General features: G+C 47.5%; 21 protein-coding genes and 2 tRNA genes. 15 read left to right on the top strand and 8 right to left on the bottom strand.

Going from position 1 to position 15,951, the window contains the following annotated elements:
- Positions 1 to 140: 140 nt before the first annotated feature.
- Positions 141 to 2,048, bottom strand: coding sequence for a molecular chaperone DnaK (dnaK, locus tag HUU10_10605; protein NUQ82049.1), 1,908 nt, complete (start codon positions 2,046 to 2,048; stop codon positions 141 to 143).
- Positions 2,049 to 2,366: 318 nt separating this feature from the next.
- On the opposite strand from dnaK, the gene HUU10_10600 reads away from it, so the two are divergent.
- The 12 genes from HUU10_10600 (at position 2,367) to HUU10_10545 (ending at position 9,328) form a co-directional block, all read left to right on the top strand.
- The gene (locus HUU10_10600; protein NUQ82048.1) at positions 2,367 to 3,263 is read left to right on the top strand and encodes a M23 family metallopeptidase; all 897 of its coding nucleotides are present in this window, start codon (positions 2,367 to 2,369) and stop codon (positions 3,261 to 3,263) included.
- A 3-nt stretch (positions 3,264 to 3,266) separates the two neighbouring features.
- Positions 3,267 to 3,641, top strand: a complete 375-nt coding sequence (locus HUU10_10595) for a polymer-forming cytoskeletal protein (GenBank protein NUQ82047.1) — start codon at positions 3,267 to 3,269, stop codon at positions 3,639 to 3,641.
- Complete coding sequence (locus HUU10_10590; GenBank protein NUQ82046.1) at positions 3,616 to 3,852, top strand: AtpZ/AtpI family protein; 237 nt, start codon at positions 3,616 to 3,618, stop codon at positions 3,850 to 3,852. Before HUU10_10595 ends, HUU10_10590 begins: the two co-directional genes overlap by 26 nt.
- A complete protein-coding gene (locus HUU10_10585; protein ID NUQ82045.1) occupies positions 3,849 to 4,208 on the top strand; it encodes a hypothetical protein in 360 nt (119 codons plus the stop codon). The genes HUU10_10590 and HUU10_10585 overlap by 4 nt, the downstream gene beginning before the upstream one ends.
- A gap of 23 nt (positions 4,209 to 4,231) precedes the next feature.
- Positions 4,232 to 5,101: a F0F1 ATP synthase subunit A gene (gene atpB, locus HUU10_10580; protein ID NUQ82044.1), complete on the top strand. Its 870-nt coding sequence runs from the start codon at positions 4,232 to 4,234 to the stop codon at positions 5,099 to 5,101.
- Positions 5,102 to 5,134: 33 nt separating this feature from the next.
- Entirely contained in the window at positions 5,135 to 5,365 is a 231-nt protein-coding gene (atpE, locus tag HUU10_10575; GenBank protein ID NUQ82043.1) for an ATP synthase F0 subunit C, read from the top strand.
- Positions 5,366 to 5,458: 93 nt separating this feature from the next.
- Entirely contained in the window at positions 5,459 to 5,977 is a 519-nt protein-coding gene (atpF, locus tag HUU10_10570; GenBank protein ID NUQ82042.1) for a F0F1 ATP synthase subunit B, read from the top strand.
- A gap of 2 nt (positions 5,978 to 5,979) precedes the next feature.
- The gene (gene atpH / locus HUU10_10565; protein NUQ82041.1) at positions 5,980 to 6,513 is read left to right on the top strand and encodes an ATP synthase F1 subunit delta; all 534 of its coding nucleotides are present in this window, start codon (positions 5,980 to 5,982) and stop codon (positions 6,511 to 6,513) included.
- Between the two features lie 14 nt (positions 6,514 to 6,527).
- Positions 6,528 to 8,099, top strand: a complete 1,572-nt coding sequence (locus tag HUU10_10560; GenBank protein ID NUQ82040.1) for a F0F1 ATP synthase subunit alpha — start codon at positions 6,528 to 6,530, stop codon at positions 8,097 to 8,099.
- Positions 8,100 to 8,105: 6 nt separating this feature from the next.
- Entirely contained in the window at positions 8,106 to 8,999 is an 894-nt protein-coding gene (atpG, locus tag HUU10_10555) for an ATP synthase F1 subunit gamma (GenBank protein NUQ82039.1), read from the top strand.
- A 56-nt stretch (positions 9,000 to 9,055) separates the two neighbouring features.
- Positions 9,056 to 9,138, top strand: a tRNA-Ser gene (locus HUU10_10550).
- Between the two features lie 99 nt (positions 9,139 to 9,237).
- Positions 9,238 to 9,328 (top strand) — tRNA-Ser (locus HUU10_10545).
- A 93-nt stretch (positions 9,329 to 9,421) separates the two neighbouring features.
- Here the strand turns inward: HUU10_10545 and HUU10_10540 are convergent.
- From HUU10_10540 to HUU10_10510, 7 genes are all read right to left on the bottom strand, one after another.
- On the bottom strand, positions 9,422 to 9,697 hold the full coding sequence (locus HUU10_10540) for a hypothetical protein (GenBank protein NUQ82038.1): 276 nt from the start codon (positions 9,695 to 9,697) through the stop codon (positions 9,422 to 9,424).
- A gap of 101 nt (positions 9,698 to 9,798) precedes the next feature.
- The gene (locus tag HUU10_10535; protein NUQ82037.1) at positions 9,799 to 10,461 is read right to left on the bottom strand and encodes a hypothetical protein; all 663 of its coding nucleotides are present in this window, start codon (positions 10,459 to 10,461) and stop codon (positions 9,799 to 9,801) included.
- Complete coding sequence (locus HUU10_10530; GenBank protein ID NUQ82036.1) at positions 10,461 to 11,111, bottom strand: S-adenosylmethionine-binding protein; 651 nt, start codon at positions 11,109 to 11,111, stop codon at positions 10,461 to 10,463. The genes HUU10_10535 and HUU10_10530 overlap by 1 nt, the downstream gene beginning before the upstream one ends.
- On the bottom strand, positions 11,098 to 11,679 hold the full coding sequence (locus HUU10_10525; protein ID NUQ82035.1) for a restriction endonuclease: 582 nt from the start codon (positions 11,677 to 11,679) through the stop codon (positions 11,098 to 11,100). The genes HUU10_10530 and HUU10_10525 overlap by 14 nt, the downstream gene beginning before the upstream one ends.
- Before the next feature lie 5 nt (positions 11,680 to 11,684).
- Positions 11,685 to 12,401 carry a DUF4145 domain-containing protein gene (locus tag HUU10_10520; GenBank protein NUQ82034.1) on the bottom strand — a complete coding sequence of 239 codons (717 nt, stop codon included), beginning with the start codon at positions 12,399 to 12,401 and terminating at the stop codon, positions 11,685 to 11,687.
- 58 nt (positions 12,402 to 12,459) lie between these two features.
- Positions 12,460 to 13,404, bottom strand: coding sequence for a hypothetical protein (locus tag HUU10_10515; protein NUQ82033.1), 945 nt, complete (start codon positions 13,402 to 13,404; stop codon positions 12,460 to 12,462).
- Positions 13,405 to 13,410: 6 nt separating this feature from the next.
- Positions 13,411 to 13,833, bottom strand: coding sequence for a hypothetical protein (locus HUU10_10510; protein ID NUQ82032.1), 423 nt, complete (start codon positions 13,831 to 13,833; stop codon positions 13,411 to 13,413).
- A 358-nt stretch (positions 13,834 to 14,191) separates the two neighbouring features.
- Between HUU10_10510 and HUU10_10505 the strand changes: the two genes are divergently transcribed.
- The 3 genes from HUU10_10505 to HUU10_10495 all read left to right on the top strand — a co-directional run bounded on the left by HUU10_10505 (position 14,192) and on the right by HUU10_10495 (position 15,677).
- On the top strand, positions 14,192 to 14,752 hold the full coding sequence (locus tag HUU10_10505) for a hypothetical protein (protein ID NUQ82031.1): 561 nt from the start codon (positions 14,192 to 14,194) through the stop codon (positions 14,750 to 14,752).
- Positions 14,753 to 15,123: 371 nt separating this feature from the next.
- Entirely contained in the window at positions 15,124 to 15,345 is a 222-nt protein-coding gene (locus HUU10_10500; GenBank protein ID NUQ82030.1) for a hypothetical protein, read from the top strand.
- Positions 15,342 to 15,677, top strand: a complete 336-nt coding sequence (locus tag HUU10_10495; protein ID NUQ82029.1) for a helix-turn-helix domain-containing protein — start codon at positions 15,342 to 15,344, stop codon at positions 15,675 to 15,677. The genes HUU10_10500 and HUU10_10495 overlap by 4 nt, the downstream gene beginning before the upstream one ends.
- The last annotated feature ends 274 nt before the right edge of the window (positions 15,678 to 15,951 follow it).

The raw sequence follows: 15,951 nt of genomic DNA, 5'->3' as shown, positions 1-15,951 counted from the left end.
ACCCTGTCAGCAGACCTGACAACCCCGGCAGCAGGAGGCCGACGCTTTGTCTGCGCCCACGCAGTCATGTCAGCCGGCTTTAAACAAAAAACCCCGGCAGGTGCTCCTGCCGGGGTTCAATCCGCCATTGTCAGACCGGATTATTTCTTGTTATCATCCACCACTTCGAAATCGGCATCCTGAACATTGTCCTTTCCGCCTTTCTCATTGGGTGCAGAGGCAGGTTCAGGTCCCGGCTGAGCCTGCGCACCGGCCTGATAAAGTTTGGTTGAGATCTTCTGCCAGGAAGCATTCAGAGCCTCCATGGCTTTCTTCATCTCATCAACATTACCACCGGTCTGTGCCTTACGAAGCGAATCAAGGGCGGCATCCAGCTCAGCCTTATCTGCAGCATCCATCTTATCAGCCAGATCCTTCATCTGCTTTTCCGTCTGGAAAATCAGCGAATCAGCCTGGTTCTTCACATCTACTGCTTCGCGACGCTTCTTGTCTTCTTCGGCATGAGCTGCAGCATCCTTACGCATCCGTTCAATCTCGGTATCATTCAGACCGCTTGAAGATTCAATCCGGATGGATTGTTCTTTTGCGGTAGCTTTGTCCTTGGCAGATACATGAAGAATTCCATTCGCATCAATATCAAACGTCACTTCAATCTGAGGTACACCGCGTGGTGCGGGAGGAATGCCATCCAGATGGAAACGGCCAATGGTCCGGTTATCCACTGCCATGGGACGTTCACCCTGAAGCACATGGATTTCCACGCTGGGCTGACTGTCAGAAGCCGTCGAGAAAATCTCGGTTTTCCGGGTGGGAATGGTCGTGTTCGAAGGAATCATGACTGTCATAACCCCGCCGAGTGTTTCGATTCCGAGTGACAGAGGAGTCACATCGAGCAGAAGCACATCGGTCACATCACCGGCCAGCACCCCACCCTGAATGGCCGCACCAACTGCCACCACTTCATCGGGGTTCACACCCTTATGCGGTTCCTTCTTAAAGAATTCCTTCACCAGTTCCTGAACCTTTGGCATCCGGGTTGATCCGCCAACCAGAATCACTTCATCAATCTGACCCACGTTCATTCCGGCATCTTTCAGTGCACGACGGCAGGGTTCGAGGGTCCGGTCAAACAGATCGGCAGCAATTGACTCGAATTTGGCTCGGGTCAGCGTCATGGTCAGGTGCTTGGGACCGTCCTGTGTGGCTGTGATAAACGGCAGGTTGATTTCGGTCTGTGAGGCACTGGAAAGTTCAATCTTGGCCTTCTCTGATGCTTCCTTTAACCGTTGAAGCGACATGGGATCCTTCCGGAGATCCACGCCATTTTCCTTTTGAAACTCATCGGCAAGAAAATCGATGATGCGCTTGTCAAAATCGTCGCCACCAAGATGGGTATCGCCATTGGTTGATTTCACTTCAAAAACACCGTCACCCAGTTCCAGGATGGAAATATCAAAGGTTCCACCACCCAGATCGAACACGGCCACCTTCTGGTCTTTCGATTTCTTATCCAGACCATAGGCAAGGGCTGCAGCCGTCGGTTCATTGATGATCCGCTTAACCTCCAGTCCTGCAATTTTTCCGGCATTTTTTGTCGCCTGACGCTGAGCATCGTTGAAATAGGCCGGAACGGTAATAACAGCTTCGGTGATCTTTTGTCCCAGATAATCCTCAGCCGCCTGTTTCAGCTTCTGCAGAATCATGGCCGAGATTTCCTCTGGAGAATAGGTACGGTCCTGAATCTCGACACGGGCACCCCCGTTGTCTCCCTTCACTACTTTATAAGGCACATTCCGGGCTTCCACGCTGGTTTCATCAAAATGACGGCCCATGAACCGTTTGATTGAATAAATGGTGTTGGTCGGATTGGTAACCGCCTGACGCTTGGCGGGATTTCCAACCAGACGCTCACCCGATTTGGTAAATGCAACGATGGATGGAGTGGTCCGGGTGCCTTCAGCATTGGCAATCACCACCGGCTCATTCCCTTCCATGACGGAAACAACCGAGTTGGTGGTTCCCAGATCGATTCCTATAATTTTTCCCATGCTATCCTCTTCAAGTCAATATGTTAAATTAAAACCATCGCGTTTACTCACAAAGGCTGTGCCAATCTGATTTTCAAGCGGGTTTTCTGCCATTCGGCCCTTACCCGGGTTCCGGACCTTCAACTTTCTGACAAAATTGCCGGACCCAAACACCCTTTCGTGAAACAAAACACGACTTTGGTTCCACTGTCCTTCGCAGGAAATTCTCCCAAATGCCAGAAGGACCAAATTTGATTTTGTGTTGTGTTTTTGCAGCCGGATTAAATTGACAAGCCCTGCCCGTAAAAGTATCTTGCGAGTCTTGAAATCTGGGACGGAATGGGGTCTGTCAAAACTAAAAAGCGGCTGCCTGACAGCTATCAGGTTCTGGTCTATCACAGCCATGACATCACCCGCGAGCCGGTTCGGTTCCGACTGTCAAAGAACTGGCTGATCACCGGAATTGTGGTTGTTCTTTTACTTTTTGCAGGAGCAGGCGCCTCTCTGATTTTATTCACACCGCTGGTCGGGCTGGCACCGGGAGCGGTTGATTCGGGAACCTATCAGCGGGATGTGATTGACAATGCCCGGCGGATGGACTCCCTGAGCAAGGCGATCGCCGTCCGGTCTGATTACTTTGCCAGGTTTCAGAATCTGATGAAAACCGACAGTCTCGATACCACCACCCGCGCCGTTCCGAAACAGGATGGACTGGTGGCTGAAGGGGCACCGGTGGTTGAGCAGGCTGATGAAGCATTGTCTCCCATCGGATTCGGATTGGAGGAAGCCTCCTCCTACGCAGAAGAAGACCTGTCCGCTCTGACGGATTCCTATGCCTCACAGGCCATTCCCCTGTCTTTGGGTGGGCTCATTCTGAGTGCCCCGGTCAAGGGAATCATTACCAGAGGCGTTCAACCGGGAGTCAGTCATTTCGGGCTCGATATTGCGGTGAAATCGGGAACACCGGTTTCAGCCATGGCCTCCGGAAAAGTCGTGTTTGTTGACTGGACCCTGAAAACGGGTTATACAGTGGTTGTTCAGCATGTATCCGGATTTGTATCGGTCTATAAACATCTCAGTTCGGTGATGGTTCAGCATGGAAGCGCCATCACCACCGGTGAGTTCATTGCACTGAGCGGAAATACCGGCGAGTACACCACCGGGCCGCATTTGCATGTTGAACTCTGGCACAATGGAAATTATCTGAACCCTCTGGATTATTTATCGCGGTTTTAAATTATGTCGAAAACAACCAACGGACATCCTGCAGACGGAAACTGGATCAATGTGAGCACCACCATCGTGGGAACCATTACCAGCAAGGGCAATATCAGACTTGATGGCAAACTGAACGGGGACCTGAAAGCCGACGGCGGCCTCTTGCTGGGACCTTCAGGAGAGATCAGCGGCAATATTGAATCAAAATCCCTCGTTTCCGGCGGGAAAATCACCGGTAAGGTCGTGATATCCGAAAGAACCGTGCTGGAATCCACATCGGTATTTCAGGGTGATCTGTTCACTAAAAAGCTGATTATTGAAGAAGGGGCCTCCTTCGACGGAACCTGTTCAATGACACAACCGGGAACTCATGCAGGACCCGAAACCAAAAAATGACCGGTCCGATCTGGCAAAAGATCTGGCTTTTTACGGAGAAATCAGTTCTCAGATCGTCATCAATCTGCTGGCCTTCGGCCTGATCGGGTATCTGATCGATACCCTCGCCGGAACGCCCTTTGCATTTACCATCATCGGATTTCTTGGTGGAATGTATTCGGCCTGGGCCAATCTGAAACGAATCATTAAAAAGCGGTTTGGGGATCAATGACGCTGAAACGGTTTCTGCTTGCATTGGCAATCATTGCAGGTGCTGGCTTACTCCCCGGCTTGCTTCTGCCGGACTATCAATCAGAGCTTCTGACCGGAAACCTGGTCATGGGCGGACTGGCCCTGCTGAACGGGCTCGCCGGGTGGCTGGTGATCAGAAAATCGGGGATGCAGGGCACCATCGCCCTGATCAGCATCGGATTGCTGGTTAAAATGATGGTAGTCGCTCTCGTTCTTATTATAATTGCAAAAAACGGACAGTTAAGTCTGATGGCATCCGGACTGTCGCTCATCGGCTTTTATTGTGCCTACACAACCATTGACGTTTGGTTTTTATACCGGCAGACACAACCATGAAAACACCATTTTTCCTATTCCTGATGGCGATCTCATTGCTGGTCGCCAACTCCACACCAGCACTGGCTGGCGGAGGCGAAGGCGGAAACAAGACCGACTTTATCATGCACCACGTGGTCAACGGAAAAACCATTGACCTCGAACCCTTTACCACCATCCACCTTCCGACCTGGGAACCAATCCGGATTGGTTCGTTTGAACTGGATTTATCACCCACCAAGCATTCTGTGTTTCTGTGGCTGAATTCGCTGATCGTCCTCATTCTGGGAATTACAGCCGGAGCAGCTTACCGGAAAAGACCCGATGGGTATTTTGCTCCGAAAGGCCTGGGCAACCTGATGGAACTTCTGGTGGAGTTTATCAGGAACGACATCGCCATTCCCATGATCGGGGAACATGCCTACAAGAAATTCATGCCCTATCTGCTGTCGGTATTCTTCTTCATTCTGGTATCGAATTACATGGGACTGATGCCCTATGGCGCCGCCATCACCGGCGATATCAATGTGACCGCCGCTCTGGCCCTCTGCACCTTTTTTATTATTCATTTCAGTGCAAAGAAAACTTACTGGCAGCACATCTTCACACCACATGTCCCGCTGGCCCTGTATCCGATCATGGTCCCGGTTGAAATTCTGGGCATGTTCACCAAACCGTTTGCTCTGGCAGTGCGGTTATTTGCCAACATGAGTGGTGGTCACCTCGTCATTCTTACTTTTATCGGTCTGATCTTTATCATCGGCACCTATGCAGTAGCACCCATTGCCATCCTGCTGGCCGTTTTCATTTATATGATCAAAGTACTGGTCTGTCTGATCCAGGCCTATGTTTTCACCCTGCTCTCAGCAGCCTTTATCGGAATGGCAGTGGAAGAACCTGCCCCGCATCACTAATTACTCAACACTACTTACAACTGGAGGTCTCAAATGGAAACTGGATTATTTGGAGCTTACTTGGGCGCAGGCATCGGAGCTGGTCTGGCCGCTATCGGTGCCGGTATCGGTATCGGTAAACTGGCCGCCTCTGCTATGGAAGCCAGTGCCCGTCAGCCCGAACTCGCCGGCTCTCTGCGCGGTACAGCCATTCTGTTCGCTGCGCTGATTGAAGGGGTTGCCCTGATTGCCGAGGTGATCGGGTTCCTGCTCATCTTCAAGTGATTCTACCTGGCGTTGAACCGCCGGTCAGGGGAAACTGTTTAACAACGACTCCTCCGGCGGATTACCCATTAACCTGATCAAGTGGACTGACGTATGACTTTGGCATTATTCTTACTGGAAGGCGGACTGCTGGATCCGCACACCGGCACCATTTTCTGGGTACTGGTCACCTTTCTGATTGTTTCCGGACTGCTGTACAAGCTGGCCTGGAAACCCATCACCACTGCGCTCGAGGAGCGTGAACGCCGGATTGACATGGCCATCCGGAAGGCCGAGGAATCCAAGGAAGAAGCAGCTAAAATCATGGCCCGTTTCGACCAGATTCTTGCAGAAGCCAATGAAAAGGCCGATGCCATTATCAAGGATGCCCGTCAGGCGGCCGAAAAGATCAGACATGATGGCATGGTCAAAACCAAAGAAGAAACAGAAAAACTCATCGCAGCTGCCCGCGCCGAGATCGAACGCGACCGGTATGCAATGGTGACCAATCTGAAAACGGAAATGGTTGGCATCATTATTCAGATTGCTGAAAAGGTCATCGATTCCAATCTGACCGATGAGAAAAACAAATCATTGATCACCAAAGAAATCGACTCCATGTCGAAAAACTGACCATGAGTGATTATTCCATCGCTTTACGCTACGCGAAAGCCATCGTAGAAGCGACAAAAGAACAAAAGGCCATTGAGGCCCTGACCAGTGACTTCGGGAAACTGGCTCCTCTGCTGCAACCGGATCATCCGGTCGCGGATATGATTGCCAATCCGATGCTGTCACCCGAAAAGAAGATAGCCGTTCTCTCAAAGGCCGTGCCCGGATTGTCTGAAGTGACCCTTCAGGCCCTGAATCTGCTGGCCAAACACAAAAGAGAACCCTTTCTTGCCGCAATCATCACACGGGCACTCGAGCTGATTGATGAAACCAACGGAATCATCCGGGCCGAAACAACCACCGCCATTCCGCTCAGTCAGGAACAAGCCACACGGTTAAAAAAACACCTGTCGGAAAAAACCGGCAAAACCGTCATTCTTGTTCCCCGCATCGATCCGTCCATCAAGGGCGGACTCGTGGTCAGAATACATGATACTGTTTATGATTCCAGCCTGAAAAACCAGCTGGAAGTAATCAAAACCAAACTTTTGAATTAATAAGGGAAACTCCCATGGCAGAAGTCAGACCAGATGAAATATCTGCAATCCTGAAAAAAGAATTGCTCAGCCTGCAGGCCGAAACCGATGTTTATGACGTTGGCACCGTTCTTCAGGTGGGTGATGGTATCGCCCGTGTCTACGGACTCAGTAAAGTAATGGCCGGAGAGCTTGTCGAATTCGATGGCGGCATCACAGGAATGGTGCTTAACCTGGAAGAAGACAACGTCGGAGTGGTTATTTTCGGAAACTCCGAGCAGGTGAAAGAAGGCGACCGGGTTAAACGGACGAAGAAAATTTCCTCCCTGATGGTTGGTGAAGCCATGATCGGCCGGGTACTGAATCCGCTCGGTGAACCCATTGACGGCAAAGGACCGGTAAAGGGAACCGTCCAGATGCCCATTGAGCGCAAGGCTCCCGGTGTAATCTACCGCCAACCGGTGAAAGAGCCCCTTCAGACCGGGATTAAAGCCATTGATGCCATGATTCCCATTGGCCGCGGTCAGCGTGAGCTGATTATCGGAGACCGTCAGACCGGAAAAACCGCCATTGCCCTCGATACCATTATCAACCAGAAGGGAACCGGTGTTATCTGTATCTATGTGGCCATCGCTCAAAAGGCTTCCACGGTTGCAGAAATTGTTGCCACTCTGGAACGGTATGGTGCCATGGAATACACCATTGTGGTGAATGCTTCCGCAGCTGACCCTGCGCCACTGATTTATCTTGCACCGTATGCTGGTGTCACCATTGGCGAATACTTCCGCGATACAGGCCGTCACGTGTTGTGTATTTATGATGACTTGTCCAAGCACGCTGTGGCCTACCGCCAGGTGTCTCTGCTGCTCCGTCGTCCTCCCGGACGGGAAGCCTACCCGGGTGACGTTTTTTACCTGCACTCACGGTTACTCGAACGTGCAGCCAAGGTGATCGAAAATGACGAACTGGTCAAGACCATGAATGACCTGCCCGATTCACTGAAGGATCAGGTCAAGGGTGGTGGTTCACTGACAGCTCTTCCCATTATTGAAACACAGGCCGGTGACGTATCGGCTTACATTCCGACCAACGTGATTTCCATTACAGATGGTCAGATTTTCCTCGAATCGAACCTGTTCAACTCGGGTATCCGTCCGGCCATTAACGTGGGTATTTCGGTGTCCCGTGTGGGCGGATCTGCACAGATTAAGACCATGAAAAAGGTGGCCGGAACGCTTAAACTCGATCTGGCTCAATACCGTGAACTGGCCGCATTTGCCAAATTCGGGTCCGATCTGGATGCGGCCACTCAGGCTCAGTTGCGTCGTGGTGAGCGTCTGGTTGAAATTCTCAAACAGGATCAGTTTTCTCCCGTACCTGTCGAAAAGCAAATCGCTATTATTTTCGTGGCCACACAAGGCTTGCTCGATGAAATTCCTGTGGCTTCACTCCGTCAGTTTGAAGAAGAATTTCTGGCTCACCTCGAGACCAGTCATTCTGACCTGCTTTCCGGACTGAAGAAGGGTGCTCTGACCGATCAGGTTGCAGGCGATCTGAAGAAAGCCGGTCGTGAGTTTATCGATAACTTCAAGAGAAAGCTGAAATAATCCGCCATGGCAACCTTACGGGACATCCGTCAACGGATCAAAGGGGTTAAAAATACCCAGCAGATTACCAAAGCCATGAAAATGGTTGCGGCATCTAAACTGCGGAAAGCCCAGGAAAGCATGATGGCCGCCCGTCCGTATTCGCTGAATGTTCATCATCTCCTCGGTAAACTGGTTTTGGATGAACGGGTGAGCGAGAACCCACTGATTAACGACCGCGAATCCATTAACCGGGTTGCACTGGTCGTCATTTCAGCGGACCGGGGGCTTTGCGGGTCTTTTAACAGCAACCTGATTAAAAATGCCCAGCGAATGATTCAGACCGATCTGAAAAGCTGGGCCACCACAGGTAACCTCGACATCATTCCCCTGGGTCGCGTGGGTTATGACTTTTTCAGACGCAGAGCCTTTAAAATTCCCTTTTACCGGTCTGGAATTTTTGGGCACCTGACTCTGAGTGATATCCGCTCGGTCAGAGATTTCCTGGTACAGAATTATCAAAATGGTACCTATGACCGCATAATTGTCATTTCGAATGAGTTCAAGAATGTGGTCACCCCAAAAGTAACCACCCATCAGTTTCTTCCCATCCGGACGGAAGCGCTCGAAGGAATTGATGCCTCCGGCTCTTTCCAGGCCGATTACATTTTCGAGCCTGATCCAAATGCGGTCCTTGAAGGGGTGGTACCTTTGTATCTGTCCCAACTGCTCATGCAGATTTTTCTTGAATCCATTGCATCAGAACATGGTGCACGGATGGCTGCCATGGATACGGCCACCGAAAATGCGAAGGCGTTACTGAAATCGCTGACTCTGACGTATAATCAGTTACGGCAGGCCGCTATTACCAAGGAAATCCTTGAAATTGTGTCGGGTGCTGAAGCGTTGAGCAAAGGCTGATCGTCCGATTTTTTTGACAACATCCGATCACAGGCCTATTTTTGCAGTCCTGTTTCGGAGAGCTAGCCTAATTGGTAAGGCAGCAGTCTTGAAAACTGCCGTGTTTGCGCACTTGGGGGTTCGAGTCCCTCGCTCTCCGCAAGATTTTGTTTTTTGTTATTCCAGAGGGGTGTCCGGCAGGACCGGATTAAGGCAACGAAACCGTTGCCAGGCCACTCTGACTGTTTTTTGTTATTCCGGAGGGGTGGCCGAGAGGCTTAAGGCAACGGTTTGCTAAACCGTCGTAGTGTTGTAAAGCGCTACCGAGAGTTCGAATCTCTCCCCCTCCGCAAAGTCCATTGATTTTCAATCACTTACGAGCGATTGGTGTCAGAATGGGTGTCAAAAATAAAGGCTACCGCAAACACGGTGGCCTTTTTTGTTTATGCTTCAATCATCCTCACAGCCGGGTGCTCTCTGTATTTAAGCGCATACGGCCGCCTGGAGACTCGCCGATACACCGTGACGACTTTGCCCACCACCGGACCACACTTCGGCGACCAGCGGGCAAAAGCGACGGGATTCTCAGTTTGCAGAATGACCAGGTCACCTGAGGTGAACTGATCGGTTACTTTGAAGACTACAAAGTCTTCCTTTGCCAGACCCAACTCAGGGTAGTCGAGGCCCAGCAAAACAGAATAGATTTGGGGACTATTCACTGTTACCTCTTTTCGTTTATGATTGATCGGGGGCAGTGAAAGTAACCCATCACCAACTACTGTTCAAGCGTTCAGTAGGGGTGTGGAAAAGTTGTGGAGAATTATATTATTGGGAATGCCCCCTTGATATCATGAAGATTAAACTCAAACGAAATCGAACGCTTATTTTTCTCCTCTTCAAGAGGACTAAGATAGTAATCTATATCAACGTAAATACTGGTGTGAAGCGCTGAGCCTTCAAATGCCTTAGAGTATATTATTGAAGATCTACTTTCAAACAATAAATAAGAAATTTCCTGTTTGGGGGCCAAAATCTTTGGGTTGTAAACCCTATCTTTTGGTAGTTCGATTTTTCCCCAATCCCTTGACAAATCATGCACTTCTAATTTGATTGTTAAATCATATACTTCAACCATGCCAATATTTGATAATTTTATGTAAAATATAATTCCATTTCCACTATCCATAAACTTACAGAAAGGATAGGCTATAATCTTTTCCTTTGGCATCAAATAATTTGCTTGATCCTGCGCTGCCTTTGCCGTTACCGATAGGTCTTCGCGTGAAAGTCTTAAATCGCTGTATAAGATAATTAATACAAAAAGTGATAATATTGGGTTTAGAAAACCACCAATAAAATCTCCATTTTGGCCAAGTACATCAGTCTTAACTCCAATTATTTGAAGAACAAAAGAAATTACAATCAAGCCAATAATAAGGGCGATTGATGAAGGAATGATCCATTTTAGACTATCATTTTTCATCAAAGGACTTTCTTTAAAACAGGAGCCTTTAAACTGTTATTTGTGTAAGTATTCCATTCTATTTGGTATTCCTCAGCTTGATTTCCCCATGTTGTCCAACCCTTTCTGCCACCACGACCAAACAGTTCGAGATATGGACCAGGACTACAATCTTGGATGAGTTTATATTGCTCGTCTGGTTTTCTTGAGTGTTCTTGTTTCATTGTTTTAATGATATTAACCTGACTTCTACCTGGGTCGAGAGTTCTCATTTTACCCCTTATCCCAAACAGGATTAATTCTGTTGTGTTCCTAAAGTAAAAGCCAACACCTCGTCCATCAGGTCCACCGTCTTTCCGTATTTTATGCCACACAATATTTGCTTTATACTGGAAACCCCATGCCTTCATTACTTCTAAGCCATCAGGGAGCAATGCATTAGGAACCCAGAGGTATAAATGAGATGGTGTTTCTGCTGAGAGTTGTACAGGGATCTCGCAGATTTCTTGAAGCGATAAAGTTGGATATCGTGATAGGCGCTTGTGCTCTGGGGCCACTTTACCAGTGCGATTTTCAAATTGCCATGGCGGGTCGGCTAAAATCGTTTTAAATTTTCTATCGCCAATAAAACGAGCAAAATCCTCGGCAGCTGTCATCTTAATCTTCCTCATAAACATTTTTCGTAATTCCCACAACTAAAATAGGGCACCCGGATCCACCGCCCCCTTCAATCCTCGGTAACAATTTTGACATGTGCGTAGTTGATGATCCATAACTACTTCCCCGCCCAAGAGAATCGAAGATGTCCTGAAGTTCATCGCATCTTGTTATAATTACCCCAACACTAATTGCTCTTAGATCAAATAGCAAACGAAAATTATTTAGGTCCCGATCGAAAAATGGATCCTTGTTGTTCCATTCCAATTCAAGTGCAATTCTATTTTTATAACAATCTACTTTATGGGTAGGCGAATCCAAACGAGAACTATCAACAATTACCGATGTTTGAAATTGCTTTTCTACCCAACCTCTATCCCCTAAGAACTTATCAATATAGTTTGCCACTTCCGACTTTCGACCACCCGGAGTAGTAATATAAGTGCGCTTCAATTTGAATGACCGTAATAAATCTATAATATCGTTCCACTCATCAGGAAAGTCATTCTTCAGAATCGCAATAGAATGTTTCCACTCATGGAGCTCATAGTTTTCTTGTATATCAGTTGGGAAATCTGAAATTGGGGTCACTTCAAGGGTCCTTTGCCAACACTCTCAAGTTTATTGTTTATTTGCCGTTTTCGCTCTTCAAGAATTGCTGGTTGTATAAAGGCGAAATCAAATAATGATTCAATTCCAGCGAATAGCCAATCCACCTCGCCTGGCTCAACTTCTATGATTTTATCCGCATTTTCACTTTTTATGGGATGAGCTGCAAAATTTCCAACAGTCCGAATCGCATCAAGCGAGGTTACCAAATAGGACGGTGGACTTTGTTCTTTTATGAATGCCCCAATTTCCTGTTCCAAATTCCTTTTTTCAATCTTAAAGTGCTTCCTTAGTACTAATTGAAGGAGCCGTCGCAGCAGAGCTGCACATGCTTTTGGACTTCTTTCTACTTCTTTCGCCTCTAAATAATCCTCAAGAAATTCCCTTGGCACATATTTATCAATTTGTAAGTTGCTATTCAATCCAGGATATACAATTGTGAAACCGATCAGATTAACCAGATCTAAACAATTGTCCGGATAATTATAGGTAACATCTGCACTTAATCGGATCCCTATTATTGGTAAAAGACATCCAGGACAAACCATATAAGTTATTTGAGCACCCTTTGCGAAGCCAAACAAATCAGATGATCCATTAGATGGTGATATTTCCATTACAGAACCATATTGCCAATCGGCATAAATTGGTACCTTACAATGTCCACAAATCATTTTATCACTTGGAGCCTTCACGCCTTTATCCTTCTCACTACAACAACAGCCTTACCATCTACTCTTTTTCACAGCACAATCAATCATGAAAAATTGAAAATCTTCGTACTAAAGTTGTGCAAGTTATGTCAGCGAAACTTTCTCCCTGAAAGGAGTTTGCCGTCATTGCAACAGCTCTGGCCCTTTCTCCGCTTTCCATTTTAAAACAGGTACCATATATATTTCTGTCGCGACTACTTAATCCATTTAGATTAATACTCGCGCGACAAGTATTGATTGAGTTCAATCTTTTTAGATTTATTTCGTCGAATGAAAACCCAAGAAATGCAATTTTATCTGCGTTGAACAAAAGATCACGTGCCTGTTCGATTTCAGTTGTTGTTTCCCGGTCTTCTGGAATTACTCGAATATTATTAACAGCACATGATAAATCCCGATAATACCCATAACGAAAGTCATGCGTTGAACTATTGCTAAAGTCATAGGGATTTTTTGATACACAACCATAGACATGAATTATTTTAAGTGTAGATAATTTCTGGATAACTTCCTCATGACTTTTCCCAAATATCATTGACATGCTATATAATAATAGGTATTCAAGGGACCGATCATAATTGAATGTTATAAATGAGATCCATGAAAAATCTAATTCATCCCATTTTGTTCTTGCAATTTTGTTTGTAAATAATTGGATCCAGTTGTCTTCCGGATGATTATATGCACCGATAGAATGATCAGATTTTTCAGCTTTTAAAATCTGATATGCAATTGCAGCTTTTCCAACCTCAGTAAATTCTGGTCGATTGGATAGAAATGCATCAATAGAATCTACCATTGAAACATTAAATGCTCTTGATAGCTCCCTAAATTGATGTTCCTCAATTGAACAGTACTTTGTTAAAGAACGAAGAAAATCAGGATCACGTTTCGGCATTGTAATGCTCTCTCGCAAATCCTTACCAAGTGGATAACCCAAAAACCAACTTGCACCTGCTCCTAAAACAATAACAATTTTTCTCACCTTATATCACACCTTAATCCTTCTAACCACATCCACCACCTTGCCCACCACCCGGTAGGCACCATTGACTTGAAAGGAAGGAAACGCCGGGTTGGTGGATATTAACCAGGGCTGACCATCCTTCAGCATGTATTGTTTCACCATAGCAGCATTGAACTCATTCAGTGCCACCACGACATCCCCGGGCTTTATATCAGACTTGGGTACAAAGATCACGTAGTCACCGTGCTGGATATTGGATCCAGTCATGGACTCCCCCTGCACAACCAGAGCGAAGGAGTTATCCGGGGCATCTGGAAGGGCGACGTAGTCTATAATATCCTGCTCCTTCACCTCGGGTATCCCTGCCGGCACCTGGCCGAGGACTGGGATCATCCGGACGGGCTTTGCTCCTGCGGGTAACCGGGTGCCCGGGTCGTTCGCCATCATGGGACCTTCCCCAGTTAGGAACCAGTGGACGTTGATGCCGAGATTCAACAACCGCATTATAACCTCGTGGCCAGGAGTCACGGGGTCATCAGCTGTGGTATATCGCGAAAACCCCTGAGGACTGATCTTAAGAGCCCGAGCCAGATCTGCCTTTCTCCCGTTATAAATCTCATCAGCTATGAGTACCAATCGCTTCGCTGTATCCTTTGACAATACTACCACCTGTATAATGTTTAAAATATCGTACTCATGCCTGTTGACATTATACTAACGCATGATTACTTTTACACTGTCGTTAACAATAATGATTAAAGTAGTTAACATCCGTGATTAAAAACAAGAGCATAGGGGCAAAAACGTGGAACCTATCACACTGAACGGAAATACAGTAGAAGGCTTTGAGGATGGCCCGAAGCCCTCAAAACAGGTGGTTTTCAGGGTCCTCCAACTGGTCGATGGACCCAAGAGTAAGAGCGAGCTATTGGTTGGTGAAAACTACATCGGTGAACTGGAGGAATCCGGGAAACGGGTGTTTTACACCGACATGGCAAAGGTGGACTGGATTTTTTACGTGGGTGACACCTGCGAGATCGTTTATCAAATTGCTGATAACGATCCACTGTTTTCCAACTACGGTGGAGCCTTCATATCTGGCAGACCCAAGCCAAAGCATTCCACAAAGTCCCTATACGACCGATGGAATGACGGGGAGATAGGAAACTTCGGTTCCTTCCAGACAACCATCCTGCAAGCATACCGGATCGCGGACAACAGTAACCGGGAACGGTTGGAAATGGCCTACCCCGAGTGGTTTACCACTGAGACAGATAAAAAACCTCAGCCCAAAATGGCCTCATTGAATTATTGCCTACATGTGAACGGAGATCCAAATAACCCTTGGGCGGAAGACGGTATTTAACATGCAATTATCCAATAGAATTATAGATACGATTCACCTTACGAGCAATTTCATCAAGTGTGTTTTTGGTCGATTCAACCAATGCACCGACTGCATAATAATCCATTGCTCCAACAACAGCCCCACAATTACTGCATTGAATAAAATTGACTTTAAGTTTCGATCCTTTGGGGGAGTGGATAACCATTTCAAAGGAAGTATTTGAACACGATGGACATTTTGATGTGGCCAATTTTTACCTCACTGGATTGTTTCGAGAATCAATTTCAGAAAAACACAACTTCCCGTCAAGCCCGCATGAGGCAAACTAAATGCCTCCGGATTGTTTCACCCGTTGCGGTGCTTGGCGGGTCCTATTCAAAGGAAACCCCATGGCTGTAGACGTTTCAAAGATCGAATTCCCACGCGGCTCCATTGCGGAAATCGCAAGGCGATATGGATGCCAACGCCCCTATGTCCGCAAGGGCATCGCAGAGAATAACAGGAAACTGATCCGGGTGGCCAACGAAGTACTTGATGAATACCTGGAGCGCGAAAAGGGCAAGGCGGCCATTCTGAAGAAAGCCGCCCAGATTAAAAAGGTGACCGCATGAGTGCGCCACTTACCATCATTCAATTATCCCCCCTTGAACTGCAAGCTGTGATCACCGAGGCTGTTGAGCAAGCTCTTTCCCGATTGGAATCCAGCCGGGAAGAGCTGCTCTCTTCCGAGGAACTCCGGCAGTGGCTGAAGATCAGCCCGGCAACGGAGATCAATTACAGGAACAGGGGACTTCTCCCATACGTGCGGAAAGGTCGCAGGTACTTCTATCGCCGGAAAGAGGTGATGAATGCCAGTGAGGCTTTACCAAAGCGTAAGGGGTTCCGAACCGGACGGCTCAATGAGGACGTGGTCGCACCGGGAAAACGTGACTCGAGGGTATAAAAAAAGAACCCCGGGGGCGAGGGACCCACGGGGTATTCCCGAGTTATAGGTGTCCTCTCTGTAGGCATTGAATGAAAGGACCTGACAAAGTTATGATCGACTACGCTGAAACTCAAGACCAAGAGGTAGTTATTTCTGCCAAACCGACCTACCGGCCACATTCATGGTGGAGGTACAAGGCAAGCGCACTCAATGACGTGATGATACACGTGATCGAGTTCTCAATTATCCGTGGTGACGGATTATACCACACGGTGAGTATGGAAGGGACAGA

It is taken from the genome of Bacteroidota bacterium (assembly GCA_013360915.1).
Classification (GTDB): domain Bacteria; phylum Bacteroidota; class JABWAT01; order JABWAT01; family JABWAT01; genus JABWAT01.
Note: the sequence above shows the minus strand (reverse complement) of the source record. Positions and strands in the feature narration are given on the sequence as shown.

Coding starts and splice junctions, on each gene's coding strand:
- dnaK (NUQ82049.1), bottom strand. CDS start 2,048: ATGGGAAAAATTATAGGAATCGATCTGGGAACCACCAACTCGGTTGTT.
- HUU10_10600 (NUQ82048.1), top strand. CDS start 2,367: ATGGGGTCTGTCAAAACTAAAAAGCGGCTGCCTGACAGCTATCAGGTT.
- HUU10_10595 (NUQ82047.1), top strand. CDS start 3,267: ATGTCGAAAACAACCAACGGACATCCTGCAGACGGAAACTGGATCAAT.
- HUU10_10590 (NUQ82046.1), top strand. CDS start 3,616: ATGCAGGACCCGAAACCAAAAAATGACCGGTCCGATCTGGCAAAAGAT.
- HUU10_10585 (NUQ82045.1), top strand. CDS start 3,849: ATGACGCTGAAACGGTTTCTGCTTGCATTGGCAATCATTGCAGGTGCT.
- atpB (NUQ82044.1), top strand. CDS start 4,232: ATGGCGATCTCATTGCTGGTCGCCAACTCCACACCAGCACTGGCTGGC.
- atpE (NUQ82043.1), top strand. CDS start 5,135: ATGGAAACTGGATTATTTGGAGCTTACTTGGGCGCAGGCATCGGAGCT.
- atpF (NUQ82042.1), top strand. CDS start 5,459: ATGACTTTGGCATTATTCTTACTGGAAGGCGGACTGCTGGATCCGCAC.
- atpH (NUQ82041.1), top strand. CDS start 5,980: ATGAGTGATTATTCCATCGCTTTACGCTACGCGAAAGCCATCGTAGAA.
- HUU10_10560 (NUQ82040.1), top strand. CDS start 6,528: ATGGCAGAAGTCAGACCAGATGAAATATCTGCAATCCTGAAAAAAGAA.
- atpG (NUQ82039.1), top strand. CDS start 8,106: ATGGCAACCTTACGGGACATCCGTCAACGGATCAAAGGGGTTAAAAAT.
- HUU10_10535 (NUQ82037.1), bottom strand. CDS start 10,461: ATGAAAAATGATAGTCTAAAATGGATCATTCCTTCATCAATCGCCCTT.
- HUU10_10530 (NUQ82036.1), bottom strand. CDS start 11,111: ATGAGGAAGATTAAGATGACAGCTGCCGAGGATTTTGCTCGTTTTATT.
- HUU10_10510 (NUQ82032.1), bottom strand. CDS start 13,833: ATGATGGCGAACGACCCGGGCACCCGGTTACCCGCAGGAGCAAAGCCC.
- HUU10_10500 (NUQ82030.1), top strand. CDS start 15,124: ATGGCTGTAGACGTTTCAAAGATCGAATTCCCACGCGGCTCCATTGCG.
- HUU10_10495 (NUQ82029.1), top strand. CDS start 15,342: ATGAGTGCGCCACTTACCATCATTCAATTATCCCCCCTTGAACTGCAA.